This is a genomic window from Microbacterium sp. LRZ72 (assembly GCF_033792225.1).
In the GTDB taxonomy this organism is placed as follows: Bacteria; Actinomycetota; Actinomycetes; order Actinomycetales; family Microbacteriaceae; genus Microbacterium.
The window spans coordinates 1-11,896 of sequence record NZ_JANGEX010000019.1 but is presented as its reverse complement, the minus strand read 5'-3'; the positions used below and the strand labels follow the sequence as shown (position 1 = coordinate 11,896).

The 11,896-nt window shown below is 71.4% G+C and carries 11 protein-coding genes; 5 read left to right on the top strand and 6 right to left on the bottom strand.

All coding sequences use genetic code 11. The features are described 5' to 3' along the window. Positions 1–97 precede the first annotated feature (97 nt). Both M4I32_RS14210 and M4I32_RS14205 read right to left on the bottom strand, forming a co-directional pair. Positions 98–943, bottom strand: a complete 846-nt coding sequence (locus M4I32_RS14210) for an exodeoxyribonuclease III (RefSeq protein WP_319035138.1) — start codon at positions 941–943, stop codon at positions 98–100. A gap of 53 nt (positions 944–996) precedes the next feature. Continuing rightward, positions 997–1,746, bottom strand: a complete 750-nt coding sequence (locus M4I32_RS14205; RefSeq protein ID WP_319035137.1) for a phosphotransferase — start codon at positions 1,744–1,746, stop codon at positions 997–999. 39 nt (positions 1,747–1,785) lie between these two features. On the opposite strand from M4I32_RS14205, the gene pyrE reads away from it, so the two are divergent. Further along, the gene (gene pyrE / locus M4I32_RS14200) at positions 1,786–2,364 is read left to right on the top strand and encodes an orotate phosphoribosyltransferase (protein ID WP_319035136.1); all 579 of its coding nucleotides are present in this window, start codon (positions 1,786–1,788) and stop codon (positions 2,362–2,364) included. 168 nt (positions 2,365–2,532) lie between these two features. On the opposite strand, the gene M4I32_RS14195 is transcribed toward pyrE, so the two are convergent. Further along, positions 2,533–3,312, bottom strand: a complete 780-nt coding sequence (locus M4I32_RS14195; protein WP_319035170.1) for an HAD-IIA family hydrolase — start codon at positions 3,310–3,312, stop codon at positions 2,533–2,535. A gap of 192 nt (positions 3,313–3,504) precedes the next feature. Here M4I32_RS14195 and M4I32_RS14190 point away from each other — a divergent pair, with 192 nt between their 5' ends. Then, entirely contained in the window at positions 3,505–4,431 is a 927-nt protein-coding gene (locus M4I32_RS14190) for an SDR family NAD(P)-dependent oxidoreductase (RefSeq protein ID WP_319035135.1), read from the top strand. Between the two features lie 3 nt (positions 4,432–4,434). Here M4I32_RS14190 and M4I32_RS14185 read toward each other — a convergent pair whose 3' ends face one another. Further along, positions 4,435–5,079 (bottom strand): metal-dependent transcriptional regulator, encoded by a 645-nt coding sequence (locus tag M4I32_RS14185; RefSeq protein WP_319035134.1) that lies wholly within the window; start codon positions 5,077–5,079, stop codon positions 4,435–4,437. A gap of 31 nt (positions 5,080–5,110) precedes the next feature. Next, positions 5,111–6,481, bottom strand: a complete 1,371-nt coding sequence (locus M4I32_RS14180) for an Nramp family divalent metal transporter (RefSeq protein WP_319035133.1) — start codon at positions 6,479–6,481, stop codon at positions 5,111–5,113. A gap of 112 nt (positions 6,482–6,593) precedes the next feature. Here M4I32_RS14180 and M4I32_RS14175 point away from each other — a divergent pair, with 112 nt between their 5' ends. After that, positions 6,594–7,223 (top strand): TrmH family RNA methyltransferase, encoded by a 630-nt coding sequence (locus tag M4I32_RS14175; protein WP_319035169.1) that lies wholly within the window; start codon positions 6,594–6,596, stop codon positions 7,221–7,223. Between the two features lie 87 nt (positions 7,224–7,310). On the opposite strand, the gene M4I32_RS14170 is transcribed toward M4I32_RS14175, so the two are convergent. Then, positions 7,311–8,645 (bottom strand): MATE family efflux transporter, encoded by a 1,335-nt coding sequence (locus tag M4I32_RS14170; protein WP_319035132.1) that lies wholly within the window; start codon positions 8,643–8,645, stop codon positions 7,311–7,313. A gap of 152 nt (positions 8,646–8,797) precedes the next feature. Between M4I32_RS14170 and M4I32_RS14165 the strand changes: the two genes are divergently transcribed. Together M4I32_RS14165 and M4I32_RS14160 are read left to right on the top strand one after the other, a co-directional pair. Beyond that, positions 8,798–10,759 (top strand): M13 family metallopeptidase, encoded by a 1,962-nt coding sequence (locus M4I32_RS14165; RefSeq protein ID WP_319035131.1) that lies wholly within the window; start codon positions 8,798–8,800, stop codon positions 10,757–10,759. Positions 10,760–10,872: 113 nt separating this feature from the next. Continuing rightward, the gene (locus M4I32_RS14160; protein ID WP_319035130.1) at positions 10,873–11,790 is read left to right on the top strand and encodes a serine hydrolase; all 918 of its coding nucleotides are present in this window, start codon (positions 10,873–10,875) and stop codon (positions 11,788–11,790) included. Positions 11,791–11,896: the final 106 nt, after the last annotated feature.

Sequence of the window (11,896 nt, the reverse complement as noted above, 5' to 3'; positions counted from 1 at the left end):
ACGGATTCCCGGCGTTTCGTCTCGCCTGCGGCTCGCTCAACGACGGGCGCGGGTTCGCGGGCGTTGAGCGAGCGGAGCGAGACGAAACGGGCGGGCGTCAGCCGAAGATCATCGGCACGTCGTCCTCGTCCGAAGTCCCGGGCAGAGCCAGCTCCACGACGACCGGAACGTGATCGCTCGGGATCTCGCCCTTGCGCTCCGAGCGGTGGATGCCGGCGTCGGTGACGGCGTCCGCGAAGGCACGTGAGCCGAGGATGAAATCGATCCGCAGTCCCTCGTTGCGGGGAAAGCGGAGCCGCTTGTAGTCCCAGTAGGTGAAGCCGGTGGGCGCGAGCGGGCGCACGACGTCGGTGAGCCCCGCGCTCTCGAGGGCGCGGAAGGCCTCGCGCTCGGGCTCCGAGACATGCGTCGAGACGCCGGGGATGATGGCGGGATCGCCGTTGTCCTCGTCCGTGGGGGCGATGTTGAAGTCCCCGACGAGCGCGAGTGGCTGGCCGGGGGTCGCGGCCAGCGCGTCGCGCGTGTGCTGCGCGAGCGCGCGCAGAAAATCCAGCTTGTAGGCATAGTGCGGGTCGGTGAGCGATCGGCCGTTCGGCACGTAGAGGCTCCAGACGCGCACGCCGTCGACGGTGGCCCCGAGTGCGCGGGCCTCATGGGGCTGATCGGGCCCCTCCAGACCCTTGGCGAAGCCGGGCATTCCGTCGAAGGAATACTCCACGTCCTCGATCGGCAGCCGGCTGGCGATGGCGACGCCGTTCCACTGATTGTGGCCGTGCGCCACAACCTCGTATCCCGCGTCCTGGAACGGCGCGTACGGGAACTGCTCGGGTGTGCACTTGGTCTCCTGCATCGCGAGGACGTCGATGTCCTCCCGCACGGCGAAATCCACCGTGCGGGTCACGCGCGCGCGAATGGAGTTCACATTCCAGGTGGCCAGCCGCATCCTCCCAGCCTAGAGCGAGGGCTGCCCCGTGCCGTGCTCCGTCCGCAGGCCTGTCACAGAGCCGCGCGGATGTCGGGCAGACGCCACTCGAACCCGGCCACGCGCGCACGGGTGCGCTCCGGCTCACCGCGCTCGCGGAGCGCCCGCATGCCCGGGTCGCCCCGCTCGATGCCGGTCTCGATGCGCGCCGCCGCCCGGGTCATGCGGTCCACGACGGCATCGAGCAGGTCACCCGCGTCGACTCCGCCGTAGGCGCTCGCCACAGCCCGTACCCGGTGCGCCGCATCGGCCGTGCCGATCGCGCGGTACAGCGGAACGCCGGTCCAGCTGAGGAAGGCGAGGTCGTCGAGCGGCATTCCCGGCCCGGCTTGATCCCAGTCGATCATCCCGACGAAGCGGTCGTCGTCGATGATCCAGTTGTAGGCGCCCGTGTCGTTGTGGCAGATCAGCTGCCCGTCGCGCAGGGCCGCCTCGGTCTGCCGCCACCGACGGGGGCCCGGTGCGTACGAGCGGACGGCATCGTGGTAGCGGCGCAGCCAGGACGCCGCCCCCACGAGCACGGATTCCGCCGCGATCTCGTCGTCGACGAGCACGGTGCGACCGGGAAGATACGTGAGCATCTCGCGGGCGTCGTCGTCCGTCCCCAGGACCCGGGGGATGCCGTCGAGTCCGCCGTCGGCGAGATGGGCGAGCAGATCGTGCACCGCCGGCGTCCATGGCCCGGTCGGCCGCCGCACGAGGGGACCGAATCGAGGGTCGTCGTCGCGCCAGACGCCGCCGGAGCCGCCGGGCAGGTGTTCCATCCGTCGAGGCTATCGGGGGCCCGGCCTAGACTCGAGGCCATGACCGTCGCCTCCACGCCCGCCCTCGAATCCGACCGTCAGCAGCTCATCGCCCTCATCGGCGCGGAGGCGGTCTTCCACGGTGACTTCACCCTCTCGAGCGGCAAGCGGGCGTCGTACTACGTCGACATGCGCCGGCTGACCCTCGACCACCGCGCCGCCCCCGCCATCGGGCGGCTCGTGCTCGATCTGATCCGCGACATCCCCGACCTCAGCGCGGTCGGGGGACTGACGCTCGGCGCCGATCCCATCGCGAACGCGGTCGTGCACGAATCGGTGCGCGCCGGCCGACCGCTCGACGCGTTCGTCGTGCGCAAGGAGCCGAAGGATCACGGCCGCGGACGCCAGATCGAGGGGGCGGATGTCGCGGGCAAGCGCGTGGTCGTCGTGGAGGACACATCGACCACCGGCCAGTCCGCGCTCAAGGCCGTCGAGGTGCTGCGCCGCGAGGGCGCCGAGGTCGTCGCGGTCGCCGTGATCGTCGACCGCCGGACGGGCGCGCGGGCCGCGGTCGAGGCCGAGGGTCTGACCTGGCTGGCGTCGATCGACCTCGACGACCTGGGACTCGCGCCGCAGTAGCCGCCCGCGGCATCCGGCCCGCCCCATCGGCGGGCCTGCGACTCAGTCGCGCCCGCGCCCGCGGACCCACGCGATGATCCACACGACGAGCGTGCCGGTGAGGATCAGCGTCATCACGGCGAACAGCAGGTCCTGCTGGTCCATCTCGTCCCTCCCCCGGGGTGTCGGTCAGAGCCCGTCGGCCAGCTCGGGCAGCTCGGACTCGCGCGGCTCGAGGTCGACGAGATCGGCGACCGAGTCGAGCACCTCGTCGGGGCGGAACGGATATCGCTCGATCTCGGCCTGATCGCTGATGCCGGTCAGCACCAGGATCGTGTGCAGCCCCGCCTCGATGCCGGCGACGATGTCGGTGTCCATGCGGTCGCCGATCATTCCCGTCGTCTCGGAATGTGCGCCGATGCGGTTGAGCGCCGATCGGAACATCATCGGGTTCGGCTTGCCCACCACGTAGGGCTCCTTGCCCGTCGCCTTCGTGATGAGGGCGGCGAAGGCGCCGGTGGCGGGCACGATTCCCGAGGGTGTCGGCCCGGTGGAATCCGGGTTGGTGACGATGAACCGGGCACCGGCGTTGATGAAGCGGATCGCCTTCGTGATCGCCTCGAAGGAGTACTGCCGCGTCTCGCCCACCACGACGTAGTCCGGCTGCGACTCGGTCATGATGTAGCCGGCCTCGTGCAGCGCGGTCGTCAGCCCCGCCTCGCCGATGACGAACGCGCTGCCGCCCGGCAGCTGCGAGGCGAGGAAGTCCGCGGTTGCGAGGGCCGAGGTCCAGATGCGGTCCTCGGGTACGTCCAGGCCCGAACGGCGCAGCCGCGCGCTCAGGTCACGCGGGGTGAAGATCGGATTGTTCGTCAGGACGAGAAAGGGCGTTCCGGCGTCGCGCCACTGCGCGAGCAGGTCGGCCGCGCCCGGCACGGGACGGTTGTCGTGCACGAGCACGCCGTCCATGTCGGTGAGCCAGCATTCGATCTCGGCGCGACTGCGGGCGTGCACGGTGCGGAGGTGGTCGGTGCCCGACCGCGCGGTGCCCGCACGGTCGGCGCTGGCACGGTCGTGGCGGGCCCGGTCGGTCGACATGGCCACAGCCTATTCTCCGCGGGTCTGCCGCGCTGTGGCTGCGGGCGCCGTAGTGTCGGACGGGTGAGCGCCGCCCGCTGGAATCCCCGCGACCTTCCCGATCAGGGCGGACGGGTGTTCCTGGTGACGGGCGCGAACGCGGGTCTCGGCTACTTCTCGTGCGAGCAGCTGGCGCGCGCCGGAGCGCACGTCGTGATGTCGGGCCGGCACCCGAACCGCCTCGCCGCGGCACGCGCCGCCCTCGTCCGCAGGGTGCCGGGCGCGTCGGTCGAGACGATGCTGCTCGACACGAGCAACCTGGGCTCGATCCGGGCTGCCGCGGCATCCATCGGGGCACGTGAGCGACTCGACGGCCTGCTGCTGAATGCGGGCGTCGTGCACCCTCCCGCGCAGCGAAAGGTGACGGCCGACCGCAACGAGGTCGTCTTCGCGACGAACGTGCTCGGCCACTTCGCGCTCGCGGGCTCGCTGCTGGCGCCGCTCGCGCGGGCGGGGGGTGGGCGCATGGTGTGGCTCGGCAGCATGGCGACCTCCCTGTGGCGATTCGACCCGGCCGACCCTCAGCTCGTGGAGGGCTACACCCCCTGGCGGGCATACGTGCAGTCGAAGGTCGCGACCCAGCTGCTCGGGTTCGAGGCCGATCGCCGGCTCCGCGACGCGGGGATGCCGGTCCAGAGCGTCGTCGCGCACCCGGGCTATTCGGTCAGCGGCCGCACCGTCGGCATCCGCGGCGTGAACGAGCCGACGCTCAAGAGCCGCTTCGTCGGCAACCTGCAGGCGGCCGTGACGCAGTCCAAGGAGCACGGTGCGTGGGTGCCGGTGCGGGCACTGCTGGATCCGGCGGCCGAGAGTGGGAGCTTCTGGGGCCCGACGCTCGTCTCACGCGGAGTGCCGCGCCCGGCGGTGGCGGCCGGTGTCAGCCGCGACCGGGAGCGGGCTGCCCGCCTGTGGGACTTCTGCGAGGAGACCGCGGCGATCCACTGGCCCTGAGAGTCAGCCGGCGGTGAGCCAGACGGCGTCGGCGGCCCCCTCGGGGAGGGCGATGGACGCCGCACCCGAGCGCACGGTGTGCGGGCCCTGCACCGTCACGGTGACGCCGACGCCGACCCCCGCCGCCTCGACGGCGCGCAGCAGCACGGGATCCCGGTCGCTGACCCGCAGCACCCGTCCGGTGTGGCCCGGTCGCGCGCTGCGCAGCAGGATGAACGGCTCGCGATCGACCGTGCCGGCGGCATCCGGGATCGCGTCGCCGTGCGGGTCGAAGCGGGGGCGCCCGAGACGCTCGTCGATGCCCTCGAGCAGGCGGTCGCTGATGGTGTGCTCGAGCAGTTCCGCCTCGTCGTGCACCTCGTCCCAGGTGTAGCCGAACTCGCGCACGAGCCAGGTCTCGATCAGGCGGTGCCGGCGCACCATCGCCTTGGCCCGCTGCTCGCCCGCGGGCGAGAGGGAGACGGGCCCGTAGGGGCGGTGCTCGACGAGCCCCAGGGCGGCGAGCTTGCGCACCATCTCGGTCACGCTCGAGGGGGCCAGGCCGAGCTCGCCGGCCAGCTGCGACGGCGTGATCTGGCGATCCTGCCACTCGGTGAAGTGGTAGATCGCCTTCAGATAGTCGTCGACCGCGGGACTGGGGGGCGCCACCGCTCCAGGCTACCGGGGGCGCCGCCGGGGCTCACGCACCGGTGAACACCAGCCAGAGCAGCACCCCGTTGAGGGCGATCAGGAAGACGGAGGCGGCCCCTCCCGCCACCGTCGTCCACACGCGGTTGCGGTACTCGCCGAGCGTGCGTCGCTGGGCGGTGAGCACGAGCAGCGGCACCAGCGCGAACGGGATGCCGAACGACAGCACGACCTGGCTGAGCACCAGCGCGAGCGTGGGATCGAACCCGACGGCGAGGATCGCCAGCGCCGGCGCGAGCGTCACGAGCCGGCGGGCGAGCAGCGGCACCCGCACCCGCAGCAGGCCGTTCATGATCTCGGCCCCCGCGTAGGCGCCGACCGAGGTGCTGGCAAGTCCACTCGCCAGAAGGCCGACGGCGAAGAGCGTCGCGATGACGGGGCCCAGGCCCGCATCGAGTGCCTCGTACGCCCCCTCGAGGCTGTCGGTGCCGGGGATGCCGGCGAGGTTCGCGGCGGCGAGCAGCAGGATGCACAGATTGACGGTGCCGGCGACGGCCATCGCGATCGTGACGTCCCACTTGGTCGCGCGCAGCAGGCGGGCGGTGCCCACCCCGCGCAGCGTCTCCAGCTGCCCGTCGTGTACCCCCTGGCGAGCACGCGGATCTCCCCCGGCCCCGACCCCGGAAGGGTTCTCGGTGCCGAGCGCCGGGACGGCGCGGGGCGCGAATCGATCGCGCGCGAGCGCAGAGTGCGCATAGATGGCATGCGGCATGATCGTCGCGCCCAGGATGGATGCCGCCAGCAGCACCGATCCGGCATCCTCGAATCGCGGGGCGAGCCCCGCGATCGTCGCCGCCGGGTCGGGCGGTCCCACGAACACGCCCGCCACGAAGCCGATCGTGATGATGACCATCAGCGCGATCACGGCGTACTCGAAGGGGCGCGGTCCGCGCCGGGACTGCACCATGAGCAGGGCGATCGAGACGAGCCCGGTGATGACGCCGCCCCACACCAGCGGCACGCCGAAGAGCAGGTAGAGGGCCACTGCGCCGCCGATGACCTCGGCGATGTCGGTCGCCATGGCCACCGCCTCGGCCTGCAGCCAGTACGCGCGCCGGGCCCAGCGCACGTGCATGCGCCGGCCGAGCACCTCCGGCAGGCTCTCTCCGGTGACGATGCCGAGCTTGGCCGAGAGGTACTGGATCAGCCACGCCATCACGTTGCCCGCGACGACGACCCAGACGAGCAGGTATCCGTACTGCGCGCCGGCCGTCATGTTGCTGGCGACGTTGCCGGGGTCGAGGTAGGCGACGCCGGCGACGAGGGCCGGCCCGATCAGCCAGGCCACACGCGGGGTGCCGGGTCGGCGGCGGCCGCGCGGCCGGGTCGCGGTCTCGTCACGCAGGGCGGAATCTTTCGGCATACCGAAAACTGTAGCGAAACTTTCGGGGCGCCGAAATCCCCGCCGAGCACGAACCGCGCCCGGGTACGCTGACCCGGTGACCGACGCCGAGCCCGTGCCCAACGGCGAGTCCATGCCCGCCGGCGACCTCGTCCCCGAAGCGCCCATCGGCGTGGGCCCGTGGCCCGGCGGGCCGGCGGGGTGGCCGGAGGACTCCCGGTATGACCGCGACCTGCTCGCCGAGGGCGACCGGCGCAATGTGGCCGACCGGTACCGCTATTGGCGCATGGATGCGATCGTCGCCGACCTCGACACGCTCCGGCATCCGTTCCACGTCGCGATCGAGAACTGGCAGCACGACATGAACATCGGTTCGATCGTGCGCAGCGCCAACGCGTTCCTCGCCGACACCGTGCACATCGTCGGGCGCCGCCGCTGGAACCGTCGCGGTGCGATGGTGACGGACCGGTACCAGCACGTCGTGCACCACGAGGACGTGGCGGCGCTCGCGGCGTGGGCGGATGCCGCGGGCCTGCCGATCCTCGCCGTCGACAACGTGGCGGGGGCCGTGCCCGTCGACCGCGCCGAGCTGCCGGCGCGGTGCGTGCTGCTGTTCGGCCAGGAGGGTCCGGGTCTCTCGCCGGCCGCGATCGAAGCGGCATCCGGCGTGGTCGAGATCACGCAGTACGGGTCGACCCGGTCGATCAACGCCAGCGCCGCCGCCGCGGTCGTGATGTACGAGTGGTGCAGACGCCACGCCTGACCCCGGCATGTCCCACCTTTTCACGGATCCGGGTGCGGGTGCGATGAAAAGGTGGGACACGTCCCGCGGCGACCGGGGACGCGTCGGTCACCGCGCCCCGACGCGCTGCCACGTCGTTCCGGCCGCACGCCGGCCCAGCGTGAACAGTCGCGCGAGCATGTAGACGACGAAGAAGGATGCCGCGAGCAGCGCCAGCCCGAGTGCCCCCGACACCCCGCTGATCCAGAGCGCCGCGAGCACCGGCACGAGCGCGCCGAGGGCGATCGCGCCGGCCGCCGCCAGGTAGCGGGCGTCGCCGGCGCCGATCAGCACGCCGTCGAGCACGAAGACCACGCCGCTGACGGGCTGGGCTGCGGCCAGCACGAGCAGCGCGGGAAAGATCAGCGCCGCAAGCTCGGCGGATCCGGTGAACACCAGTCCGATCACGCCGGATGCCGCCGCGATGACCGCGCCCACCACCAGTCCGAACCCTGCGCCCCACGCGAGCGTGCGACGCAGGACGAGGCGCACGCCCGCGACGTCGTGCGCGCCCAGCTGCCTGCCGATGAGCGCCTGGGCCGCGATCGCGAGCGCGTCCAGTGCGAACGCGGCGGTGGAGAAGAGGATGAAGACGACCTGGTAGCCCGCCAGCTCGGACGGACCCATGGACGTGGCGACGCCCACGGTCAGCAGCAGCGCCGTGCGAAGGCTGAGGGTGCGCAGAAAAAGCCAGCCGCCGGCGCGCGCCGAGCCGCTCACCCCGCCGCGACGCGGCCGGATCGAGGCATGGTGGGTGCGCGCCAGACGGGTGATCACGACGACGTAGGCGGCGACCATGCCCCACTGGGCCAGCACGGTGCCCACGGCCGCCCCCGCGATGCCCCACCCGAGACCGTAGATGAGCAGCCAGTTCAACAGGGCGTTCGCACCGAACCCGATCGCGGCGATCCGCAGCGGCGTGACGGTGTCTTGCAGGCCGCGCAGCAGGCCGGTCGCGGCGAACACGATCAGCATCGCCGGCAGCCCGCCCATCGACAGTCCGAGGTAGGTCACCGCCTGCTCGGTGATCGCCGCGTCGGCGCCGAACGCCGCGACGACCGCGGGCGTGGCCAGCCATCCGGCGAGAGCGAGCAGCGATCCGATCCCGAGCGCCAGCCAGAGCCCGTCGATCCCCACCGAGACGGCGCTCGAGGTGTCCCCGGAACCGAGACGGCGCGCGACCGCCGGAGTGGTGGCATAGGCGAGGAAGACCATCAGGCCCACCACGGTCTGCAGCACGGCGGAGGCGATACCGAGGCCCGCGAGCGGAACGATCCCGAGGTGCCCGACGAGGGCCGAATCGACGATCAGGAACAGCGGCTCGGCCACGAGCGCACCCAGCGCGGGCACGGCGAGGCGCAGGATCTCGCGGTTCAGTCCCCGCCCCTCGCCCGGCCTCGTCACGCCTCGAGCCTAGAAGCCTGTTCGTTCTCCACAGGCGCGCGCAGGTAGGTGGGGCGCGGGATGCCCGTGCCCACGAGGCGGCAGCGGCGATCGTCACACGGTGTTCACCGGAGGGGAGGGTCGTGCGCGAGGGTGTGCATATGCTGGTTGGCATGACCGACGCCCTCCGCTCCGGGCTCGCGCTCGACGAACTGAGCCCCGAGATCCGCCCTCAGGACGACCTGTTCCGCCACGTAAACGGAAGCTGGATCGATCGCACCGAGATCCCCGACGACAAGGCGCGGTGGGGGTCCTTCCACCTGCTGGCGGAACAGGCCGAGGCGCACGTGCGCGAGATCGTCGAAGAGGCGCAGGCGGCGGAGCCGGGCACCGAGACCCGCAAGATCGGCGACCTCTTCACCAGCTTCATGGATACCGAGCGCATCGCCGAGCGGGGCACGGAGCCGATCGCGGCGCAGCTCGCCCGCGTCGATGCGATCGACAGCATCCGCGACCTGCTCGCCACCGTCGGCGATCTCGAACGCGACGGTGTGTCGGGGCTGTTCGGGCTCTTCGTCGAGCCGGATCCCGGCAATCCCGGCCGGTACGTGCCGTTCCTCGTGCAGGGCGCGCTGTCGCTCCCCGATGAGAGCTACTACCGGCTGCCCGCGTTCGAGCAGCTGCGTGGCGCGTTCCGTCAGCACGTCGAGACCATCCTCGCGCTCGCGGGGCGCGCGGACGCCGCGACCGCCGCGGACCTCGTCTTCACGCTCGAGACCGAGGTGGCCACCCACCACTGGGACAACGTGCGCAGCCGCGACGCGGTGGCCACCTACAACCTGATGGACTGGGACGGCCTGCTCGCGCTCGCGGGGATCGATCTGAACCCGTGGCGGGATGCCGTCGCCCCGGGCCGCCCCGACGCGTTCGCCGAGGTCGTCGTGTACCAGCCGAGCTTCGTCGAGGGCCTCGGCGCCCTGCTGACCGAGGAGCGCCTGGCCGAGTGGAAGGCGTGGCTGGCATTCAAGGTCGTGCACAGCGCGGCGGCGTTCCTGCCCGACGAGTTCGTGGCGGAGAACTTCGCCTTCTTCGGCACGCACCTGACCGGCGTCCCCGTCAACCGCGAACGCTGGAAGCGGGGCGTGAGCCTGACGGAGGCGGCGCTCGGTGAGGCGATCGGCAAGGTCTACGTCGACCGGCACTTCCCGCCGTCGGCGAAGGTCGCGATGGACGAACTCGTCGCGAACATCATCGAGGCCTACCGTCAGAGCATCTCGCGTCTGGAATGGATGAGCCCCGAGACCCGCGAGCGGGCGCTCGACAAGCTCGCCGCGTTCACGCCCAAGATCGGCTATCCGGACAAGTGGCGCGAGTACACGGGGCTGGTCATAGACCCTGCCGATCTGCTCGGCAACGTGCGGCGGGCGCAGGCGCTCGAGCACGACCGCCAGCTCGGCAAGATCGGCGGCCCCATCGACCGCGACGAGTGGCACATGACCCCGCAGACGGTGAACGCGTACTACAACCCGCTGATGAACGAGATCGTGTTCCCCGCGGCGATCCTGCAGTATCCCTTCTTCGATGCCGATCGCGACCCGGCAGCGAATTACGGCGGGATCGGGGCGGTGATCGGTCACGAGATCGGTCATGGCTTCGACGATCAGGGCAGCCGCTTCGACGGCGACGGGCGGCTGCACGACTGGTGGACCGAGGCCGACCGTGCTGCGTTCGACGAGCGGACCCGGAACCTCGTCGCCCAGTACGATGCGCTCTCACCACGTGGCCTGCCCGACCACCATGTCAACGGATCCCTCACGATCGGCGAGAACATCGGCGACCTCGGCGGTCTCGGCATCGCCCTGCGCGCGTACGTGCTCTCGCTCGACGGCGGTGAAGCGCCCGTGGTGGACGGGCTCACCGGCATCCAGCGTCTGCTGCTGTCGTGGGCGCAGGTCTGGCAGCAGAAGGGCCGCGATGCCGAGACGATCCGCCTGCTGACCATCGACCCGCACTCGCCGAACGAGTTCCGCTGCAACCAGATCGTGCGCAACATCGACGCGTTCTACGACGCGTTCGAGGTGACCCCCGACGACGAGCTCTGGCTGGCCGTCGAGGAACGCGTCACCATCTGGTAGCCCGCCTTCCTCACCGCACCGCCGGACTGGGGCGGCGGTGCGGAGGGCACTGACAACCGAACAGCGAGCACTTCACACGCACATCCGCAACCCCGTGAGGGAAGGACCCGCTTGTGGGCACGCCTTCTGAGCCCATCCGTGACAGCACCGCGCGAACCTCGCGACGGGGCAATCGTCCCCTGCCACGTCGCGCCGCCGCCGCCCGACGCTCGTTCGATTCCACGCTGAAGACGCTCGACGCCCTCGCCGTGGCCGGTGCGCGCGTATCGGTTCACGTGGCCGACCTCGACCGCGGCACCGTGGTGCTGCACGGCGACGACTTCGTGACCCAGCCCGTCGGTGGGCTCGGGATCGTGCCGCTGCTCGTCGAGGTCGCCGCCCGCTTCGACGAAGGCAGTCTCGACCCCCTCGAGATCGTCGAGCGCGCGTCCGTGGACCCGGTCGCGCAGGCGGGGCTGTGGCGCCATCTGAAAGCCCCCGCACTGCCGCTCGGCGACCTCGCCGTGCTGGCCGCCGCCGGCGGCGACGCTCTCGCGGCCAACATCCTCCTCGATCGGGTCGGCATCGACGCCGTGCGGGCGCGCATCCATTCGCTGGGCCTGCGCCGGGTCGCCGTGCTCGACCGGTTCCGCGATCGCCGCGGTCCGGATGACGCTCCGCACTTCGCGCTCGGCACGGCCCGGGACTTCGCCGAGCTCTTCGCGGCGCTGGTGAACGCCAAGCTGGTGAACCCCGCGGTCAGCGCCCAGGTGGCCGAATGGCTCACCCTCAACCAGGACCTCAGCCTGATCGGGGCTGCGACGGGCCTGGATCCGTTTGCGCACGACGACGATCGCCACGGCCTGCTGTTCGTGAGCAAGACGGGTCGCGAAACGGGTGTGCAGGCCGAGGCGGGCGTTCTCGCCGGGCCCCGGGCGGGGATCGCCTACGCGCTGGTGGTCTGCTTCGACGATCTGTCGATCATGCACCGCCTGCGTGCGCACGACGCGTTCCGCACGCTCGGGCTCGACCTGATGGAGTACGTGTTCTGAGGGCGTTTCGTCTCGCTTCGCTCGCTCAACCTGGATCCACCGATAGGTGTGCGAAGGGTTGCGGCGCGTTAAAGAGAGAATGCCTTTCCGATCAGGGAAAATAGTG

What these genes read in the sequence shown, in the direction of transcription:
- M4I32_RS14195 (WP_319035170.1), bottom strand. Translation starts at nt 3,312, where the DNA reads ATGGACGGCGTGCTCGTGCACGACAACCGTCCCGTGCCGGGCGCGGCC.
- M4I32_RS14205 (WP_319035137.1), bottom strand. Translation starts at nt 1,746, where the DNA reads ATGGAACACCTGCCCGGCGGCTCCGGCGGCGTCTGGCGCGACGACGAC.
- pyrE (WP_319035136.1), top strand. Translation starts at nt 1,786, where the DNA reads ATGACCGTCGCCTCCACGCCCGCCCTCGAATCCGACCGTCAGCAGCTC.
- M4I32_RS14175 (WP_319035169.1), top strand. Translation starts at nt 6,594, where the DNA reads ATGCCCGCCGGCGACCTCGTCCCCGAAGCGCCCATCGGCGTGGGCCCG.
- M4I32_RS14210 (WP_319035138.1), bottom strand. Translation starts at nt 943, where the DNA reads ATGCGGCTGGCCACCTGGAATGTGAACTCCATTCGCGCGCGCGTGACC.
- M4I32_RS14165 (WP_319035131.1), top strand. Translation starts at nt 8,798, where the DNA reads ATGACCGACGCCCTCCGCTCCGGGCTCGCGCTCGACGAACTGAGCCCC.
- M4I32_RS14180 (WP_319035133.1), bottom strand. Translation starts at nt 6,481, where the DNA reads ATGCCGAAAGATTCCGCCCTGCGTGACGAGACCGCGACCCGGCCGCGC.